Origin of the sequence: Bradyrhizobium sp. SYSU BS000235, assembly GCF_049747295.1 — a bacterium.
GTDB lineage: Bacteria > Pseudomonadota > Alphaproteobacteria > Rhizobiales > Xanthobacteraceae > Afipia.
The window spans coordinates 1,635,497-1,654,450 of the sequence record NZ_JBMHJM010000001.1 but is presented as its reverse complement, the minus strand read 5'-3'; the positions used below and the strand labels follow the sequence as shown (position 1 = coordinate 1,654,450).

The following is an 18,954-nucleotide window of genomic DNA, read 5'->3' as shown; positions in this document are numbered from 1 at the left end:
ATGGCTGCATATCTCGCCCGCCGAATTTTACTGATGGTTCCCACTCTGCTGGGAATTCTCTTCGTGTCGTTCGTCGTCGTGCAGTTCGCGCCCGGCGGCCCGGTTGAACGGGTGATTGCGCAATTGTCCGGTTCGGATACCGGCGCCAGTTCGCGCATCTCGGGGTCATCCGGAGGCGACTTTGCCTCACGTCCGCAGGCCGGAGCATCCGCGGATGCCGTCAGTTCAAAGTATCGGGGCGCTCAGGGGCTTGACCCGGATTTCATCAAGAGCCTCGAAAAGCAGTTCGGTTTCGATAAGCCCGCGCCCGAGCGCTTTTTGCTAATGGTGTGGAATTTCGCGCGCTTCGATTTCGGCAAGAGCTATTTTCGAGACGTCAGTGTCATTCAGCTCATCAAGGAGAAGCTTCCGGTGTCGATGTCGCTCGGCATCTGGATGACGCTGCTGACCTATTTGATCTCGATTCCTTTGGGGATTCGAAAGGCGATCCAGGACGGCTCCCGGTTCGATATCTGGACTTCGGGAATCATCATCATCGGCTTCGCGATTCCGGGCTTCCTGTTCGCCATCCTGCTTATCATTCTGTTCGCAGGCGGGTCATTCTTCGACATTTTCCCGTTACGCGGATTGACGTCGGATGGATGGTCGCAGTTCCCCTGGTACTGGAAGATCATCGATTACTTCTGGCACATCACGCTGCCGTTGATCTCGATGGCGCTTGGCGCCTTTGCGACCATGACGCTGCTGACAAAGAATTCGTTCCTCGACGAAATTCGCAAGCAATACGTCATGACCGCCCGCGCCAAAGGCTGCACTGAGCGGCAGGTGCTCTACGGGCATATCTTCCGCAATGCCATGTTGATTGTCATTGCGGGGTTTCCGAGCGCCTTCATCCATGCGTTCTTTTCCGGATCGTTGCTGATCGAAACAATCTTCTCCCTCGATGGACTCGGCTTGCTTGGCTTTGAGAGCGTGCTGAACCGCGATTATCCGGTGGTTTTCGGCACCTTGTTTATTTTTTCGCTCGTGGGCCTGATCGTGAACCTGATTTCCGATCTCGCTTATATGTGGGTCGATCCGCGAATTGATTTCGAGGCGCGAGAGGTATGACGACGGTCGTTTCCCCGCCAACCGAGACGACATCGCAGGCTCCGCTGGGCGAAGCCGTGCCGCCGACGCGCCATCGTTTCAGTCCGTCCCCGCTCAATCGCCGCCGCTGGAAGAACTTCAAGTCGAATCGCCGGGGATACTGGTCGTTTTGGATCTTCTCGATCCTCTTCTTGGTTTCGCTGTTTGCGGAATTGATCGCGAACGACAGGCCGTTCCTGATCAAATTTGATGGCCATCTGTATTTCCCGGCATTCGTGACCTATTCGGAAACGACGTTCGGCGGGGATTTCGAGACCGCCGCGGACTATCGCGATCCTTACCTGCAGAAATTGATTGCAGACAAAGGCGGCACCATCGTCTGGCCGCTGATCCGGTATTCCTACGATACGCATAATCTCGATTTGCCGACGCCGGCGCCATCGCCGCCGACCTGGATGTTGACCGAAGCGCAGTGCAAATCGGTGGTCGAGAAGAAGGGGCTCAAGAGCTGCCGCGATCTCGAATACAACTGGCTTGGCACGGATGATCAGGGACGAGATGTTGTTGCGCGCTTGATCTACGGCTTCCGCATTTCGGTGCTGTTCGGTCTGGCGCTGACGATTATCTCGTCCATCATCGGCGTTGCGGCGGGGGGTATACAGGGATATTTCGGCGGTTGGGTCGATCTTGTGTTTCAGCGCTTCATCGAAATATGGACGGCGATTCCCTCGCTCTATCTTCTCCTGATCCTGTCGTCGGTGCTGGTGCCGGGGTTCTTCGTCCTGCTCGGTATTCTGTTGCTGTTTTCCTGGGTGTCATTGGTCGGTCTTGTCCGCGCAGAATTCCTGCGTGGGCGGAATTTCGAGTACATCCAGGCGGCCCGCGCGCTCGGCGTCTCAAACAAGACCATTATGGTCCGTCATTTGTTACCGAATGCCATGGTGGCGACGATGACTTTCCTGCCTTTCATCGTCTCATCATCGGTGATGACGCTCACGGCGCTGGACTTTCTCGGGTTTGGCTTGCCGCCCGGCTCGCCGTCACTCGGTGAACTGCTCGCGCAGGGCAAGGCCAATGTGCAGGCGCCGTGGTTGGGATTCACCGGCTTTTTCGCCGTAGCGATCATGTTGTCGCTGTTGATCTTCATCGGCGAAGGCGTTCGCGATGCCTTCGATCCGCGCAAGACATTCAGGTGAACGGCATGGATGCGATCAATCAACCCCTGCTGGATGTCCGAGACCTGTCGGTGGCGTTTCGCCAGGGCGGACATGAGAGCGTCGCCGTGGATCGGATCTCATTTTCGATCAATCGCGGCGAGTGTGTCGCACTGGTCGGAGAGTCGGGTTCAGGCAAGTCGGTCAGCGCGCTGTCGGTGTTGAAATTGTTGCCGTATCCCACTGCAACGCATCCATCCGGCAGCATCCGGTTCAAAGGCCATGAACTGCTCGGAATGAATGAGAACGAAATTCGCGCCATTCGTGGCAACGATATTTCGATCATCTTCCAGGAGCCGATGACGTCGCTCAACCCGCTGCACACGGTCGGGGCACAGATTGGCGAGGCCATTTACCTGCATAGCGGTGTCCGCGGATCGATGGCGCGGGCGCGCACGCTCGAGCTGCTGACGCAGGTCGGCATTCCGGACCCGGAGACGGGGCTCGGAAGCTATCCGCATCAGTTGTCCGGAGGCCAGCGGCAGCGCGTCATGATCGCGATGGCGCTGGCAAACGAGCCGGACTTGCTCATCGCCGATGAGCCTACCACGGCGCTCGATGTGACGGTGCAGGCGCAGATCCTGAAGCTGCTTTCGGAAATCCGTACGCGGTTGGGAATGAGCATGCTGTTCATCACGCACGATCTCGGGATCGTCCGCCGTATCGCCGATACGGTCTGTGTGATGAACAACGGCAAGATCGTCGAAAGGGGACCGGTCGAGCAGGTCTTCACCCGCGCCACGCACCCGTACACTCGGGCGCTGTTGGCCGCTGAGCCGAAGCCGGATCCGGCGCCGCCGCGTCCGGAATCTCCGGTCGTCATGTCGTCCGACGACTTGAAGGTATGGTTCCCGATCAAGCGGGGCCTGTTGCGCAAGACAGTGGGGCATATCAAGGCGGTTGATGGTGTCAGTGTCTCCGTGCGCCAGGGTGAAACGTTGGGCGTCGTGGGCGAGTCTGGCTCGGGTAAGACAACTCTCGGGCTGGCGTTGTTGCGGCTGATTTCGTCGGATGGCCCGATCGTTTTTCTCGGCAACAACATCCAGGGCCTGCGCTTCAAGCAGATGCACCCGATCCGCCGGGACATGCAGATCGTGTTTCAGGATCCGTATGGTGCGCTCAGCCCGCGTATGTCCGTGGGCGATATCGTGGCCGAGGGGCTCGGGGTGCATCAGCCGTCGTTGACGGCCGCGGAGCGAGAAGCGCGCGTCATCAAGGCGCTCAAGGATGTCGGTCTCGATCCTGCAACGCGATTTCGCTATCCGCACGAATTTTCCGGCGGTCAGCGGCAGCGCATCAGCATCGCGCGCGCCGTCGTGCTGGAGCCGAGCTTTGTGGTGCTCGATGAACCAACCAGTGCCTTGGATATGCTGTTCCAGGCGCAGATGGTGGCGTTGCTGCGCGATCTGCAACGCAAGCGCGACCTGACCTACATGTTCATCTCGCACGACCTGCGCGTGGTAGCCTCGCTCGCCAGCCATCTGATTGTGATGCGCCATGGCAAGATTGTCGAAGAAGGCGTTGCATCCGACCTCTTCAAGAATCCGAAAACCGATTACACCCAGGCCTTGTTTGCCGCGGCGTTCAATATCGAGGCCGCCCCGAATATTGTCCCGGACGATTGATCAACTCAATCGCTTGATGCTGATCACGCCGCTGCCTGCGGCCTTGATGCGGTCGATGGCGCCCTGCGTGGTTTCAATCGCAGTTGCCATATGATGGGCATTCGCGTGCACGATGGTCTCCTGATCACGCACGATGGCGACGTGTCCTTTCCAGAAAATCAGATCGCCGCGCTTGGCGCCTCTCCATTCTGACTGTGGAAGCGCCTTTCCAAGCGCGGCTTCCTGCATATCGCTGTCGCGTGGGGCGGGGATCCCGGCGGCGGCGAGTGAAATCTGGACCAGCCCAGAGCAGTCGATGCCGAGGGCACTCTTGCCGCCCCAAAGATAAGGCGTTCCCACGAACCTTTCCGCCACTGCAACAAAATCCGCTTCATTCGCATCGAGCAGCCCGACATGTTGCAACGGCAGATAATGCCGCTGGCTGGTGATCGCAAAATTGGCGTCGCTCTTGACGATCTCAACACGGGCGCCAAGCGGCAGGCTTTCCGCGGGAGGTAATTTGATCGAGGGACCGGGGAAGGCGAGCGTACGCAGCGCGGTGATTTTATGGGTTGCCGTGCTGCGCGGCTGCACCAGTGCGCTGTCCGGCAGCCACCCGACATAGCCGTCCGACTGAAGTTGTCCCCAAGCCCAACCTTCCGCATCGCGATCATAGATCGTGACGCGCTCTCCCTTCAGCGCCTCGGTGTCGAGCGCAGCATCGTGCGATGGACTTCGACGAACCGGCGCGATCGGATCGAAGACCTCGAATTCCACGCCCTCGACAAAGCGTGCAGCCTGCACCCTGCCTTCAAGGTGTTTGGCGGCAAGGTCCGGTCGTGCGGGTGTGAGGCGAGGATCAGCCATAACGCTCGCTCAGCAATTTGTAGATCGCACGTGCAGCTTGGCATTCACCGCCTTCCGGGCGGGCGGGTTTTGCGCTGGGAGTCCAACCATAGATATCAACGTGAAGCCAGCTCTTTGCGGATTCGACAAAGCGCTTGAGGAACAGAGCACACGTGATGGAGCCTGCGAACCCTCCCGATGGCGCATTGTTAATGTTGGCAACTTTCGAATCGAGCCACGCGTCGTAAGGCATCCACAGCGGCAGCCTCCACAGAGGATCGTTCTCTTCGCGCGCATATCGTGCGACGTCTGCAGCCAGCGTTTCATCATTGGTGTAGAATGGCGGCACCTCGGGCCCGAGGGCCACGCGCGCCGCGCCGGTCAGCGTGCCGAGATCGATCAACAGATCTGGTTTCTCTTCGTCCGCCAGTGCCAGTGCGTCGGCCAGCACCAGACGGCCTTCCGCATCGGTGTTGCCAATCTCGACGTTCAATCCCTTGCGGGAGCGGAAGATATCGAGAGGACGGAAGGCGTTGCCCGCGACGGAATTTTCGACGGCGGGAATCAGAACGCGCAGCCGGACCTTCAATTTCGCATCCATGATCATCTGTGCCAGCGCCAGAACGTTGGCTGCTCCGCCCATATCTTTCTTCATGATCAGCATGCCGCTGGACGGCTTCAGATCCAACCCGCCGGTATCGAAGCAGACGCCTTTTCCGACCAGCGTGATTTTGGGGTCGGATGTATTGCCCCATGTGATGTCGATCAGGCGAGGCGCGCGCGAAGACGCCATGCCGACGGCATGGATCAGCGGGAAATTCTGCTTCAGCAGGTCTTCACCAACGACACAGCGGTACGTCGCGCTATATCGCTCTGCGAGCTCCTGCGCGACTCGCGCGAGTTCGACCGGCCCCATATCGTTGGAGGGCGTATTGATGAGATCGCGCGCGAGCGCCGCAGCCTGCGCCATGCGCGAGATGTCATGTGCGTCGATTCCATCCGGAGGAACCAGCCGTGCGCCGGGAGCGTCGTTGTTGCGATACCGGTTGAAACGGTAGCTTCCGAGTGCGAAAGCCAGCGCGGCAAGGCGAGCGTCGTGTGGTGCGTTTGCAAACTGATAAACGCCGGCAGGCAGCAGGCCGGGTAACTGCCCGGGCCTGAACAGGTCACGCCATTCCTTTGATTCATCTTCAAGACCGAAGAGGACATGAGCCAGGGTTCCATCCGCGCCGGGGAGCGGCAGATATTGGCCGGGCTTCGCGGCGAAGGCGTTGGCTTCCGCAAACTGGCGCGCGGCGGCGGGAAGCGTCGCACTAACGGTCTTCCAGGTCGATTTCGTTGCAAACGTGATGGGAACAGCTGTGGCGGTGGCCGAAGTCTCAAACGCTGAATGCATAAGGCTCTCGAAGGATGCGGGCGGAAGGGCAGTATAGCAGGGCGGGATAGGACAGCATCATAGCCCAATTAACCAGACATTAGGGTTAACAGTCTATTGCTTGGACACCGGCTTCGCCCATCGCCACTGCGAGTCCAAGTGCCCATGCGTAATTCATTCCGTCTCTCCCAGCACCTCGGTTCAGTTGCGGCCGTCGCGATCTTGGCTGTCGGTCTTGCCGGCTGCCAGACCATGCGGTCCCCTGAGGTGACCGGTTCGCTGAACGCGAGGGCAGAGGTGACGCCAAACTCCCTTCCGCGCAGTGAGATCGATGCGCTCGGTGAGCGGTATCGTGCAAATCCGCGCAATGCCGATGCCGCGCTCCAGTATGGCCAGGCGTTGCGTCTGAACGGGCAGCGCCCGCAGGCTGTCGCCGTGCTGGAGCAGGCGACGCTCACCAATCCCGGGAACAAGCCCCTGCTTGCGGCGTACGGCCGGGCTTTGGTCGATAACGGTAGTTTTCAGTTGGGATTTGATGTCCTCACACGCGCGCACTCGCCGGCAAATCCCGATTGGCGCATTTTGTCCGTGCAGGGCACAGCGCTTGATCAGCTCGGCAGGCATGACGAAGCCCGCCGTTACTATGCGAGCGCCTTGAAAATTGCTCCGGAGGATCCCTCGGTTCTCTCCAACCTTGGCATGTCGTATGTCTTGTCCAAGGATTTGTCCCAGGCAGAGGCGGTTCTGCGCAGGGCATATAACCGGGGCACGAGCGATCCGCGCGTCCGCCAGAACCTCGCCCTTGTGGTGGGACTTCAGGGGCGTTTCAGCGAGGCGGAGTCGATTGCCAAGGCTGATCTCCCGCCTGAGCAAGCCGAAGCGAACGTCGCCTATCTCAAGCAGATGCTGAGCCGTGACGGTTCGCGCGGTCAACAAACCACATCGACAGCCGGCGTCAGTCGGAGCTGAAATTCTACTTCGAAAACTTAAGCTCAGATCGCGCGAGCAATCGTGCTGCGCGATCCGGAGGTCACTTCATGTATTCAGTGACCCTGATGGCTGTCGGGCCGAGAATGACCACGAACAGCACCGGCAGAAAGAACACGATCATTGGCACGGTGAGCTTTGGCGGGAGGGCTGCAGCTTTCTTTTCCGCCTCGTTCATTCGCATGTCGCGATTTTCCTGCGCCATCACCCGCAGTGAATGGCCCAGTGGAGTGCCATAGCGCTCCGATTGCTGGAGTGCCAAGCACACCGATTTGACGCCTTCCAAGCCGGTCCGCTTCGCCAGATTCTCGTAAGCGACCTTGCGGTCCTGCAAATAGGACAATTCGGCGTTGGTCAGCGTGAATTCCTCCGCGAGGGCGATCGATTGGCCGCCGATCTCCTGTGACACCTTCCGGAAGGCTGCTTCGATTGACATGCCGGACTCGACGCAGATCAGAAGCAGATCGAGCGCATCAGGAAATGCACGCCGGATCGACAATTGTCGCTTGCTGATCGCGTTCTTCAAAAACAGCATCGGCGCCTGCATGCCAAGCCAGGCAGCGCCGATACACATGGCAATCTTGATGGTTGCGGGTTGCTGTATGTTTCCGATCAGAAAAACATACACAGTCCCAAAGATCAAAAATGCGAGCGGCATAACGAGGCGGAAGAAAAGAAACGTGGTGTACGGGGCCTGCCCGCGGTATCCCGCCATGATGAGTTTGTCGCGGGCTTCTTCCTGGGCAAGCCATTTGCCGAGATTGAAGTCTTCCACGATCCTCTGCACAAGCTGCTTGGGTGTCTGGCGCAACGTCACCTTCTCGTTGCGGTTCAGTCGGTCGCGTTCACGCTGACGCATACGCTCGCGTTCACTTGCAACCATCTTCATGCGCTTTTGCAGCCCGTCGCCCGCAAACATCGGTGACACCAGCGCCCACACCGTTGCGCCGACGGCAATCGCCGACAAAAGCATCGTCATGAATCTGGCGTCGTGAAATTTCTCAATTAGAAGACCGAACATGCGACCCCATCAGAAATCAAAGTTGATCATCTTTTTCATCACGATGATACCTGTCGTCATCCACAAGACGCAGCCTGCAAGCATGAATTGTCCCGTTGGATGGGTCCACAGCAGAGAGATGTATTGCGGCGTCATGATATAGACCAGGAGCATGACGAGCGGCGGCAGTGCCCCGATAATGGCAGCTGAAGCCTTTGCTTCCATCGACATGGCCTGGATCTTCCCTTTCATCTTCTTTCGATCACGAAGAACTTTAGAGAGATTGCCAAGCGCTTCCGACAGATTGCCGCCGGACTTGGTCTGGATGGCGATGACGATTCCAAAGAAATTCGCTTCCGGAACAGGCATACGGTCGTAAAGCCGCTGGCATGCCTCGCCGAGCGGCATTCCGATCGTCTGTGTCTCGATGATTGCGCTGAACTCGCTTCGGAGCGGCTCAGGGGCGTCGCCTGCGACGACTTTGATGGATTCGAACAGCGGCAATCCAGCCTTGATGCCGCGGACGATGATATCGACCGCATCAGGCAAGGCGGCCAGAAATTTGGCTTCTCTTCGCTTCTTGAGATGATTGAGGACCCAGCGCGGCAGCCCAAAACCAGCGGCGAGAGCGAAGCCGGCGCCGGCTAAAGGGGATATGCCAGTCATAACGGTAACAAGTAATGTGGCGCCACCCAGAATGATCGAGAAAACGATGAACTGCCGGCTCGATATGCTCAGGCCAGCCTGCTCAATTCGCATCGCGAGCGGGATCTTCTCGTTCTGCTTTCGCCTTTGCTCGACCTCTTTCATCGATTCTTCGACTTGGGCGCGGCGAGAGCGCAACGTGCGTTCTTCGCCGCCGCGAGGGCTAGGGTCGGGCCGGGAAAATGCTGCTCGTCTCTGCTCGACTTTCTTCTCGCCGCTGAGGAGCGGATAGAGAAAGACCCACGCCAGCCCGCCAATCGTGATGGAGCTCAGGAAGGCCAGCGCAATCGCTTGCATATTCATGGGCGCTTTTCCTAGCTATCCGCCCCGGTCACTTCGGCAGCGTCGAGTGCTGCCGCAAGGCGTTTCTCCTCGTTATAATAACGAGCGCGATCCCAGAACCGCGGGCGTCCAATGCCCGTCGATCGATGCCGGCCGAGAATGTTTCCGTTAAGGTCTTCGCCGGTGATGTCGTAGACGAAAATATCCTGCGTGATGATCGTGTCGCCTTCCATGCCCATCACCTCGGTGATGTGCGTGATGCGGCGCGAACCGTCGCGCAGGCGGGCGGCCTGCACCACGACGTCGACCGATGCGCAGATCATTTCCCGAATCGTGCGTGACGGCAGCGAGTAGCCGCCCATGGTAATCATGGATTCCGCGCGCGATAATGCTTCGCGGGGATTGTTGGCGTGCAGCGTTCCCATCGATCCGTCATGACCGGTATTCATGGCCTGCAGCAGGTCGAACGCCTCGGGTCCGCGGACTTCGCCGACGATGATGCGTTCGGGCCGCATACGCAGACAGTTCTTGACCAGATCGCGCATCGTAATCTGCCCCTCGCCTTCGATGTTGGGGGGGCGGGTTTCGAGCCGGACCACGTGAGGCTGCTGCAACTGAAGTTCAGCGGCGTCTTCACAGGTGATGATGCGCTCATCCTCATCGATGTAATTCGTCAAGCAGTTCAAAAGCGTGGTTTTTCCGGAGCCGGTACCCCCTGAGATCAGAACGTTGGCGCGGCAACGACCGATGATCTGTAGAATTTGCGCGCCTTCGGGCGAGATCGCGCCAAATTTAACCAGCTGATCCAGGGTCAGCTTGTCTTTTTTGAACTTACGAATTGTGAGTGCAGGGCCATCAATCGAGAGCGGCGGAACGATGGCGTTCACACGTGAGCCATCGGCAAGACGGGCGTCGCAAATCGGAGAGGACTCGTCGACGCGGCGGCCAACCTGACTCACAATGCGCTGGCAGATATTGAGGAGCTGCTGATTATCGCGAAACCGAATATTGGTTCTTTGAATTTTGCCGGCAACTTCGATGTAGACCGTGCCGGCACCGTTGACCATGATGTCGGCGATATCGTCACGCGACAGCAAAGGCTCGAGTGGGCCGTAGCCGAGAACGTCGTTGCAGATATCGTCGAGCAATTCTTCCTGCTCGGCAATCGACATCACGATGTTTTTGATCGAGATGATTTCGTTGACGATGTCGCGAATTTCTTCCCGGGCCGATTCAACATCGAGCTTGGCGAGCTGTGCGAGGTCAATGGCCTCGATCAGCGCGCCGAAGATCGTCGCCTTGACCTGATAGTACGTATCTGAGCGCCGGGCTTCGACGACAGGAGGCGGTGCGGATGGTCTCGCCGGAGCCAGCGGGGGCGAGGCCACGCTCGGGGAGGAGGGAGGACGCGAGGCGGTGGGAGCGGCAGCAGGCGTCTGAGCAGGCTCCAGCCCACGGCTGGGAGTTCTGGCTCCCCCGAATTCGGTTTCTGGTCCGCTACGCTTACCAAACACGACGATACTCCACGCGTAAGCTTACTTGCCTCGAAGTTTCCCGAGCAAAGGCGAAAGGAACGAATTGCGCTGCTTTTTGGATTCGGCCCGACCCGTTAAACGTTGCGCGATCTGCAAAAACATCTCGGTCACACGGTGGTTGGCCGCGATCTCGGCGATCATCTGTCCGTTGTTGGCAGCCGACCCAAAAATCTGGGGCTCGAACGGGATTGTGACGATCGGTTGGCTTTCGATGGCTTTGGCGAATTCGCTGATGCCAATTTCCGGCCGTTTCGGCACGCCTGCCTGGTTCAGGCAGTAGACAGGCGCACGGTCATTGGGGCGCGCAGCCTTGAGCATGTCGAACATGTTCTTTGTGTTGCGGAGGTTGGCGAGATCTGGCGATGCGACGATAAGAATATCGTCGGCTCCGACCAGAGCGCGCTTGGTCCAGCCGGACCATTGATGCGGCACGTCGAGAACGATGCAAGGCATTGTGGTGCGCAGCGTGTCGAAAATCGCGTCGAAGGCCTCTGCGCCGAAATCGTAAACTCGCTCAAGGGTCGCCGGAGCAGCCAGCAGGCTGAGGTGATCGGTGCATTTCGAGAGCAGTCGATCGATGAAAGCTGTGTCAACGCGGTCTGGAGAAAAAACCGCATCGGCGATGCCCTGTGGCGGATCCTGGTTGTAGTCGAGGCCCGCGGTCCCGAATGCCAGATCGAGGTCAGCGACCACGGAATCGAGCGCCAGATCGCGCGCGATCGCCCAGGCAACGTTGTGTGCGATGGTCGATGCGCCAACACCACCTTTGGCACCGACGACCGCGATGATACGTCCGACAGCCTTGGCTTCCGGAATCGAGAATAGATTGCAAATGGAACGCACGACGTCGAGCGGTGCAACCGGAGCGATCGCATAGTCGCTGACTCCGCGTCTTACGAGCTCTCGATACAGCAGAACATCGTTGACGCGGCCAATGACGATAACGCGAGTACCGGCGTCACACACTGTCGCGAGTTGATCGAGCCCGCCGAGAATGTCGGCGCGACCGTCCGTTTCGAGCAGGATCACATTTGGTGTCGGTGCGGTGCGATAGGCTTCGATAGCGGCGGTCATGCCGCCCATTTGTATTTTGAGATGGGCCTTATCCAGCCGCCGATCCTCGCCGGCGGCCTGCACGGCGGCCGCCGTTTCGACGGTTTCGCAAAACGCCTGTACCGACACGCGCGGAGCAGGCGCGATGTGCTCGTCCGCCGCGGGCGCGGATGCTTGGTCTTCCTGATCTTGACGGGCGTAACTGATCATTTGCCTGCTTCACTCAGTTTGGCCTTGTCCGCCTCGGGGTATTGCGAGTTTGTCGGCTCACCCTTGCGATACTTGTCGAACATGACATTCCGGCGCGACTCCATCGGCGGGGTTTCAGCGCGCGGCTGTACGAGGTCTGACGGATTGTCGACCATCGCGGCGAGATTGCGCTGGTACGCACAGCCGAAATTGTCGTACTGACGGTTTTCGAAATAGCCTTTGTTTTTGATCGATGGACCGATGTCTTCGGGCCATACGCCACACGGACCAGCGTCCGCCATGATTCTCGGGTAACTCACGCGGATGGTTGCAAACAGCCGAGGATCGCTTGGTCGGTAGTTGCGAACGGTAACTCCGCGTGGAGGTATACCGGCAGCAGCAAAAATGGCCTGGATTTCATGAAGTGAATCTGCGGCCGTGCGCGCATTGACCGTACCGACCGGCATATCGATGATGATGCCGCCGGTCCCTTCGCGTAACCATGCTTGCGAAAGCCCCATGATATCAGCACGTTGTGCGGCTGTGAGGCCGCCGCGTCCCTGGCCAACGAACACTTCGGTGGTGCGGCTGGCTTCCTGAATCACGATCGGATGTCGTTGACGATAATCGTTCGGAACGGTTCCGGTGACGATTTCCTGTTCGGTGTGCTTGCAGCCTCCTAGAGCGGTGGCGGCCGCCAGAAGAACTCCTGCAACATGCAGGCCGCGTTTGAGATCGGGTACTCGCGTAATCATGTGACTATCCTTGTCCCATCTCAATCCGTGATGAAGCCGTAGGTGCCGCGGTATGTCCGGCCTTGCGGGCTTCGGTTGGGAACGCCATAGATGCGACTGACACTGCCGAGGAAATCAGCTTGAGGGTCAGACGATTCGGCGAATCCATCGTCGGGGCGCGACAAATCCTTTTGTGCAACCGCGCGGACGATATACGGCGTCACGATGACCATGAGTTCAGTCTGGTTGTTGATGAAGTCCCGGCTTCTGAACAGCGTGCCAAGGACCGGAACCTGCGAGAGGCCCGGCAGTCCATTGATGGCTTGCTTGGTCTGGTCCTGAATCAAGCCAGCGATCGCCATCGATCCGCCCGAGGGAATTTCCAGGGTTGTTTCCGTACGGCGGGTTTTGATCGATGGAATCGTGAGCGTGTTAATCGTAATGGAGTTGTCGTTCGAGATTTCCGAAACTTCGGTCATGACGCGCAGACTGATGCGTCCTTCCGTCAGGACGACCGGAGTGAAATTCAGCGAGACACCGAACTTCTTGAACGAGACCGATGGCTGACACGGTCCGCTACCGCCGTTCTGACAGGTGACGCCGGTTGGAATCGGAAATTCGCCGCCCGCGATGAACGTCGCTGATTCACCCGAGATCGCGGTCAAATTCGGTTCAGCAAGGGTCTTCGTGACACCGGCGCTTTCCATGGCTCGCAGTGTGGCCGTCACAGACGGAACCGGGCCGCCGGGGGTTATCGTTTGTCCGAAGTTGCCGGCGATCGAGCTGTTCGTCAGAGGGCGCCCGAGTTGAGTAAACGGCGCGACGTTGTTGAAATTCACCACCGCCGTGCCGTAATTCAGCTGTCCGCTGAGGTCGATGCCGAGCTGCTTGATGATGTTGCGCTGCATCTCCGCGACAGTCACTTTGAGCATGACCTGATCGCGCCCGCGCACAGCGATGCTGTTGAAGACCTTATCCGCGCCGCCGACAAGACGCACTGCGAGTTCCTGCGCTTGTTGAGCTTCGGCCGGGTTCGAGGCCGAGCCGGTGAGTATCACGCCGTCCCCGACACCTTCGATTTTGATATCGGCATACGGAAGAGCTTGCTTGAGCGCAGCTCGGACACCGTTCAGATCGCGTGTGACCGCAATGTCGTAGGCAGCAATCTGTTGCCCGGCGGAGTCGAAGAAGATGATATTCGTTTGCCCCACGGCGGCGCCGATGATGTAGGCGCGCTGCGCCGACCGTACGACCGCATTTGCGATCTTGGGGTCTGCCACCAACACGTCCTTGACGTCGCGCGGGAGGTCAACGACCACGGATTTACCGATGCCAAGCGGGAGAAACTTGGCGTTCAACTGGCCGCCTGCGGAGCTCTCGACCGGTGCCGGCGCGGCGCGGTAGTCGCTGGCGAAGATCGGAGAGGTTGTATTATTCAAGATCAGCGCGGAAATGGCCGCAAACGACAGGGCGCGCACCGAGAAGGTCCGCAAAGGTGCCCGATATCCCTCTCGCCTCATATTGCCGATCCTCTCGATCACCTTACGACTGCCAAATAAGAAGCCACGGCTCGGGACATCGGCGCCGTCGCGTACCGCATCGCCATTGTCGTTTTGTCCGCTGGTCGCGTGAGTGACGGTGCCGATGCTGGAGCGGCTGCCCGGCCGGATGGTGTTCGCGAAGCCAAGTGCGTCCGTTACGGAGGCAACATTGCCGCCGGCACAAGTGGGCGGAACGACATTCTTCGCGGTCTTCATACGCATTAACTTTCCACATCACGCACGACGGGACCCGCCGCTGCGATGGGATTTGACCAGTTAAAGGTCAAAGCATGGTTAATGAGGCGTATCTAAACCGAGTTAATGAGACGTTTCCGGCTCGCTAGTGTTCCGATTGCACTAGTGGCCGAGAAGCCAGACCAGATCGACCGCTTTCATCCATTCTGTGTCCGGATAGATCATCAACGCGCCCATGGCGAGCGCGATGCCGTAAGGAATGCCACTGTCTTTGCCGTGGAGTCGCTGCACCCATTCCTGCGAACCGAGCGCGTAAGGAAGCGGCCATCGCCGGAATTCGAGCAGAAGAAGGGTCAATGCGCCGCCGAACACCGACGTGTAAGTCAGGTAATTGAGCAAATGAGGGAAGCCAAACCAAAGCCCGACGCAGGCCGCGATTTTTGCATCTCCGCCTCCCATCCATCCGAAGGCGAAACAGGCAAATGCAAGGACAAGTATTGTGAGGCCGGCCGCAACATGCATTCCAATGTCGTGAAGCGGCATGCCGCTCACTCCGGCCATCACGCAGAAGCCCATAACCAGCAGCAAAGATACCCGGTTGGAAATGGTCATCGTCAGCAGATCGCTCGCGGCGGCGAATGCGATCAATGCCGGGAACAGAAAGAGACGAGCAAGATCGATCATCATGGGTCTGAGCTTCAGTTCTGTTCAACGAGAGAGCCGCACCTTAAAGCGCGGATATGAAAAATCGTGAAACAGCTTTCACAAGATGATGGCGATCCGGAACAAAACCATCGATAGCGCAAGAATGAGCGCGGCACATACGAGTACGGTTGGCTGCAGGCCCTTTGCTCCAGCCCTTGGTCGCTGCGCCTGTCCCGTTGCGACCTTACTCATATGCGGATCAACTCAGTACGATCAGAGAAGCGGTGAAAAAGAAAAAAGGCTTCGGGGGACCGAAGCCTTTTCATAGCTACTGCGTTGGATTTATGGATCCTTCGGAGCGTTCAGGATCGAGGTGTTCAGGCTGGTGAACTTGCCGCTGAGGGTGCCGCCAAGAGTGTTCACGATCGTGATGATCGCCAGCGCAATGCCGGCGGCGATCAGACCGTATTCGATTGCAGTAGCGCCGGATTCGTCTTTGACGAAGCGAGCAATGAGATTGGTCATTTAAGACTCCCTATGTACACGTGGCTGTCGAACTTTGGTCGTTGCGGGGGCGGAAACCACCGTGACCATGGCGTGAACGTACGAGGGAGGAATTGCAGCGCAGTTAATTCGATTGCCGAAAGACTGGGGTATCGGGCTGTTCTTGCGGACGGTAAATGCGCAATTAATGCCCATAAATAATTTATATCGAATTATATCGATCCTGATTTATCGACTATGCAGTGAGACGGCGATGCCATTTGTGTGACGTGGGAAAGATCCTCGCCCCGCGACGCGCCTGGGGGCGCAACATAGGGATCTGCTCCGTTTGCAGTTCATTCATCAATTAACGTCAGATTTGCCATGTCTGGCGTCATTCGCTGTTGTGTATCTGGCAGAGCATGAGGACGCCGTGTGTTGCGTAGCGTAAGAGAGTAAAGCGTATGAAACCGGCCCAGGTTGTCGTATTGGCCATTGCTGTGGCTGCAGGTGGCGTGGCGGCTTATCTGGCGAGCGGCTCCGCCCCGAAAACGGTGCAAACAGCGCCGGCTGCGCCCCAGATGAAAACGACGGACGTGCTCGTTGCCAAATCCGACATCGGGCTCGGAGAAAAGTTAAAGCCTGAAGATTTGCAATGGCAATCCTGGCCCGCAGCTACTGCGAGCGCGAGCTTTATCCGTCGCGAAGACCGTTCCGATGCCGTCACGCAGTTGACGGGTTCGATTGCACGTTCGCCGATGCTGGCTGGAGAGCCGATCCGCGATACAAAACTTGTTAAGGGCAACGGGTCGGGCTTTATGGCGGCGATCCTGCCGACCGGTATGCGGGCTGTCTCGACAGAGATCACGCCGGAAACGGGGGCCGGGGGGTTCATCCTTCCCAATGACCGCGTCGACGTCATTTTGACCCGCCGTCAGAGAGGCGGCGATGAGGGTAAGGAAACCGTCACGTCCGAGACTCTCCTAAGCAATATACGGGTTCTCGCCATCGACCAGACGGTCGAAGAGAAAAACGGGCAAAAGGTTGTTGTCGGGAAGACCGCAACCCTCGAACTTAAGCCGCGGCAATCGGAAACATTGGCGAGGGCGCGTCAGAGCGGAACGCTGTCGCTCGCATTGCGCAGCCTTGTTGATGCAAATGTCTCCACTCTCCGTGAGGAGGATGACAGCGCAGATAACCTGGTGAATGTCTATCGCGGAGATCAGCGCCAAACCTACGATTGCAAGTCGACCTGCCAGAAAAAGGTCGTGAACGAAGGTGGCGGCTAGAAACTGAAGCTCTTGGACAGTAAAGACGCCGGTTGTTGGTTAACGGCTCCATAATGCGGTGCTGCATCTTGTCCAGATCCGCCGCAAGCTTTCAACAATCAATGTCGTCTATTTTGGAATGAACAGTGCTTTTGCTTCATTCCGGAATTACCCAATGCCTTCACCGCTCCCAGGCAAGTTCATCAGGATCTTGCGCCGTTTTCGAAGCAGCCAGCGTGGGTCGGCTGCGGTTGAATTTGCGATGGTCGCGCTTCCATTCTTCGGGATGCTATTCGCGATTTTCGAATTCGCGCTGATGTTTCTTGCGGGACAGGTGCTGGAGACTGTGACGCAAGACACTGCCCGGTTGATTTTCACGAACCAGGCGCAGGCCCAAAATTTCAAGGCGGATGATTTCAAGAATAAGCTTTGCGATCGCTTGAACGGGCTGATGTTCGATTGCAAAAAGGGCGCTTTGGACCAAGGCGTTATGATCGACGTGAAGATCATTCCCCAGTTCAGCGCGGTAGAGCCGTCAGCTCTTGAACCTCCGGTCGACGCAAACGGGAATTTAAAGGGGCTTTCGTACACAAATCCGCCGCCGGGATCCACGGTCATCGTGCGCACATTTTATAAGTGGCCGTTCCTCGTGAATATTAACGGCTTTAGTCTCGCAAGTGTGGCTGGCAAGCAGTTCACGTATCTTACGGCAACGGCAGCCTTCCGCGTTGAACCGGGGTTGCCGTCATGACGATGCCAAAATTAAGATCGCGTCGGAGCAATCGCCTTGCCTTGCGTTTCTCGAAAGATGAGCGCGGCGTAGCTTCTATTGAATTCCTGCTGATCGTTCCGTTGATGTTGGCGCTCATGTTCGGCGGGGTTCAGGTTACCGCAGCGTACGCGGTGTACCGAAAAGTGGCGGTGGTCTCGCGCACGATGTCCGACTTGGTTTCCCAGGAGGTGAAGGTCTGCACGACCGATCTCAACAACGCCCTTGCAGTCGGTAAGGCGATCATGTGGCCCTATCCATCGGAGATGTCGGCGACGATTTCGCAGGTCAAAATCGATCCCAAGACCCTTCAGGGAAAAATAGACTGGAGCAGCAACGAAAAAACACGCGCCGTCGGATCCGCTGTGACGGTGCCTCAGGATATCGCGGTCGGCGGCACGTATTTGATCATGAGCGAGGTCGATTACTATTTCACTCCGGCGATCGGATTTAATATCGCAAATAATTTTCAAGCCCCGCAGATCCATTTCAGCAAGCAGGGTTTCACCAGTCCCCGTCAAACGAGCTTCGTCCAATACGACACCAGCAAATCGTGCAGCTAAGGCTTCGCCGCTCATATTGCGGAAATTGAAAAAGGCCGTGCGATGCGCACGGCCTTTTTGTCTTTAAGTCAGTTAGGTCGGTTTCCGGACAGAGCCGCGGAAACTTCGCTTAGCCGGCGGCGCGGAGATTGTCCGCTGACGACTTGCCCGAACGGCGATCCGCAACGATTTCGTAGCTGATCTTCTGGCCTTCGCGCAGTGTTCCAAGGCCAGCGCGCTCGACAGCGCTGATGTGAACGAACACGTCGTTGCCGCCATCATCCGGCTGAATGAAGCCGTAGCCCTTGGTCGCGTTAAACCACTTCACTGTTCCCATGCTCACGTGGGGTAGTCCTTCTCGAGATAGATATAGTAGAAGCCCACGGTTAAATGGGCTGGTGAGATCGAAATTTGGAAGAGGTCGAGCGCTAACCTGGCTGTACCGGTGGATAGCGAGTGTCGTCCGGCCGAAGATCGATAAGCCGATAATACGTGAGATATGCTCTCAAAACAATCCTGACGTGCGCCAAATATTAACATCCGCGGGGGCGGCTGAAATAGCCGAATCGCGCAAGGCATTCACCGTGCGCGATGGCGGATGGCGTACCGGCCATTAACGGCGCCGGAACTGTCCGCCGCGCGGGGGGCCTGCACGGGGAGGTCCGCCGCTCGGACGCTCGTCCTTATGGCGGAAGATGAGGCGGCCTTTTTCCAAATCGTACGGCGACATCTCGATCGTGACCCGGTCTCCGGCCAGCGTCTTGATGCGGTTCTTCTTCATCTTGCCAGCGGTGTAAGCCACGATCTCGTGTCCGGCATCGAGCTGGACGCGATAACGCGCGTCGGGGAGGATTTCCGTGACCAGTCCTTCGAACTGGATCAACTCTTCTTTCGCCAT

General features: G+C 58.0%; 19 protein-coding genes. 7 read left to right on the top strand and 12 right to left on the bottom strand.

Annotation, left to right across the window (positions count from 1 at the left end):
* The 3 genes from ACP0KA_RS07730 to ACP0KA_RS07720 are packed head-to-tail and all read left to right on the top strand — an operon-like array spanning window position 1 to window position 3,928.
* Complete coding sequence (locus ACP0KA_RS07730; RefSeq protein ID WP_424628242.1) at window positions 1-1,110, top strand: microcin C ABC transporter permease YejB; 1,110 nt, start codon at window positions 1-3, stop codon at window positions 1,108-1,110.
* Window positions 1,107-2,285 (top strand): ABC transporter permease, encoded by a 1,179-nt coding sequence (locus ACP0KA_RS07725; RefSeq protein WP_424628241.1) that lies wholly within the window; start codon window positions 1,107-1,109, stop codon window positions 2,283-2,285. The genes ACP0KA_RS07730 and ACP0KA_RS07725 overlap by 4 nt, the downstream gene beginning before the upstream one ends.
* 5 nt (window positions 2,286-2,290) lie before the next feature.
* On the top strand, window positions 2,291-3,928 hold the full coding sequence (locus ACP0KA_RS07720) for an ABC transporter ATP-binding protein (RefSeq protein ID WP_424628240.1): 1,638 nt from the start codon (window positions 2,291-2,293) through the stop codon (window positions 3,926-3,928).
* On the opposite strand, the gene ACP0KA_RS07715 is transcribed toward ACP0KA_RS07720, so the two are convergent.
* Window positions 3,929-4,774, bottom strand: coding sequence for a C40 family peptidase (locus ACP0KA_RS07715; RefSeq protein WP_424628239.1), 846 nt, complete (start codon window positions 4,772-4,774; stop codon window positions 3,929-3,931).
* Window positions 4,767-6,149: a leucyl aminopeptidase family protein gene (locus ACP0KA_RS07710; RefSeq protein WP_424628238.1), complete on the bottom strand. Its 1,383-nt coding sequence runs from the start codon at window positions 6,147-6,149 to the stop codon at window positions 4,767-4,769. Before ACP0KA_RS07710 ends, ACP0KA_RS07715 begins: the two co-directional genes overlap by 8 nt.
* Window positions 6,150-6,293: 144 nt before the next feature.
* On the opposite strand from ACP0KA_RS07710, the gene ACP0KA_RS07705 reads away from it, so the two are divergent.
* Window positions 6,294-7,097 carry a tetratricopeptide repeat protein gene (locus ACP0KA_RS07705; protein ID WP_424628237.1) on the top strand — a complete coding sequence of 268 codons (804 nt, stop codon included), beginning with the start codon at window positions 6,294-6,296 and terminating at the stop codon, window positions 7,095-7,097.
* 61 nt (window positions 7,098-7,158) lie between these two features.
* On the opposite strand, the gene ACP0KA_RS07700 is transcribed toward ACP0KA_RS07705, so the two are convergent.
* The 8 genes from ACP0KA_RS07700 to ACP0KA_RS07665 all read right to left on the bottom strand — a co-directional run bounded on the left by ACP0KA_RS07700 (window position 7,159) and on the right by ACP0KA_RS07665 (window position 15,519).
* Window positions 7,159-8,136, bottom strand: a complete 978-nt coding sequence (locus ACP0KA_RS07700; protein ID WP_424628236.1) for a type II secretion system F family protein — start codon at window positions 8,134-8,136, stop codon at window positions 7,159-7,161.
* Window positions 8,137-8,145: 9 nt separating this feature from the next.
* Window positions 8,146-9,123, bottom strand: coding sequence for a type II secretion system F family protein (locus ACP0KA_RS07695; RefSeq protein ID WP_424628235.1), 978 nt, complete (start codon window positions 9,121-9,123; stop codon window positions 8,146-8,148).
* A gap of 11 nt (window positions 9,124-9,134) precedes the next feature.
* Window positions 9,135-10,616, bottom strand: coding sequence for a CpaF family protein (locus ACP0KA_RS07690; protein ID WP_424628234.1), 1,482 nt, complete (start codon window positions 10,614-10,616; stop codon window positions 9,135-9,137).
* A 21-nt stretch (window positions 10,617-10,637) separates the two neighbouring features.
* Window positions 10,638-11,900, bottom strand: a complete 1,263-nt coding sequence (locus ACP0KA_RS07685; RefSeq protein ID WP_424628233.1) for an AAA family ATPase — start codon at window positions 11,898-11,900, stop codon at window positions 10,638-10,640.
* On the bottom strand, window positions 11,897-12,634 hold the full coding sequence (locus ACP0KA_RS07680) for a CpaD family pilus assembly protein (protein WP_424628232.1): 738 nt from the start codon (window positions 12,632-12,634) through the stop codon (window positions 11,897-11,899). Before ACP0KA_RS07680 ends, ACP0KA_RS07685 begins: the two co-directional genes overlap by 4 nt.
* A gap of 20 nt (window positions 12,635-12,654) precedes the next feature.
* Entirely contained in the window at window positions 12,655-14,133 is a 1,479-nt protein-coding gene (locus tag ACP0KA_RS07675) for a type II and III secretion system protein family protein (protein ID WP_424631510.1), read from the bottom strand.
* Window positions 14,134-14,511: 378 nt separating this feature from the next.
* A complete protein-coding gene (locus ACP0KA_RS07670) occupies window positions 14,512-15,036 on the bottom strand; it encodes an A24 family peptidase (RefSeq protein WP_424628231.1) in 525 nt (174 codons plus the stop codon).
* A gap of 300 nt (window positions 15,037-15,336) precedes the next feature.
* Window positions 15,337-15,519, bottom strand: a complete 183-nt coding sequence (locus ACP0KA_RS07665; protein ID WP_424628230.1) for a Flp family type IVb pilin — start codon at window positions 15,517-15,519, stop codon at window positions 15,337-15,339.
* Window positions 15,520-15,941: 422 nt separating this feature from the next.
* Between ACP0KA_RS07665 and cpaB the strand changes: the two genes are divergently transcribed.
* From cpaB to ACP0KA_RS07650, 3 genes are read left to right on the top strand one after another with little or no spacing between them, the layout of a single operon-like run.
* A complete protein-coding gene (gene cpaB, locus ACP0KA_RS07660; RefSeq protein ID WP_424628229.1) occupies window positions 15,942-16,766 on the top strand; it encodes a Flp pilus assembly protein CpaB in 825 nt (274 codons plus the stop codon).
* 58 nt (window positions 16,767-16,824) lie between these two features.
* Window positions 16,825-17,496 carry a TadE/TadG family type IV pilus assembly protein gene (locus ACP0KA_RS07655; protein WP_424628228.1) on the top strand — a complete coding sequence of 224 codons (672 nt, stop codon included), beginning with the start codon at window positions 16,825-16,827 and terminating at the stop codon, window positions 17,494-17,496.
* A 41-nt stretch (window positions 17,497-17,537) separates the two neighbouring features.
* On the top strand, window positions 17,538-18,077 hold the full coding sequence (locus ACP0KA_RS07650; protein WP_424628227.1) for a TadE/TadG family type IV pilus assembly protein: 540 nt from the start codon (window positions 17,538-17,540) through the stop codon (window positions 18,075-18,077).
* Window positions 18,078-18,186: 109 nt separating this feature from the next.
* Here the strand turns inward: ACP0KA_RS07650 and ACP0KA_RS07645 are convergent, their stop codons facing one another.
* The gene (locus ACP0KA_RS07645; RefSeq protein WP_002714433.1) at window positions 18,187-18,399 is read right to left on the bottom strand and encodes a cold-shock protein; all 213 of its coding nucleotides are present in this window, start codon (window positions 18,397-18,399) and stop codon (window positions 18,187-18,189) included.
* A gap of 270 nt (window positions 18,400-18,669) precedes the next feature.
* The gene (infA, locus tag ACP0KA_RS07640; RefSeq protein WP_424628226.1) at window positions 18,670-18,954 is read right to left on the bottom strand and encodes a translation initiation factor IF-1; all 285 of its coding nucleotides are present in this window, start codon (window positions 18,952-18,954) and stop codon (window positions 18,670-18,672) included.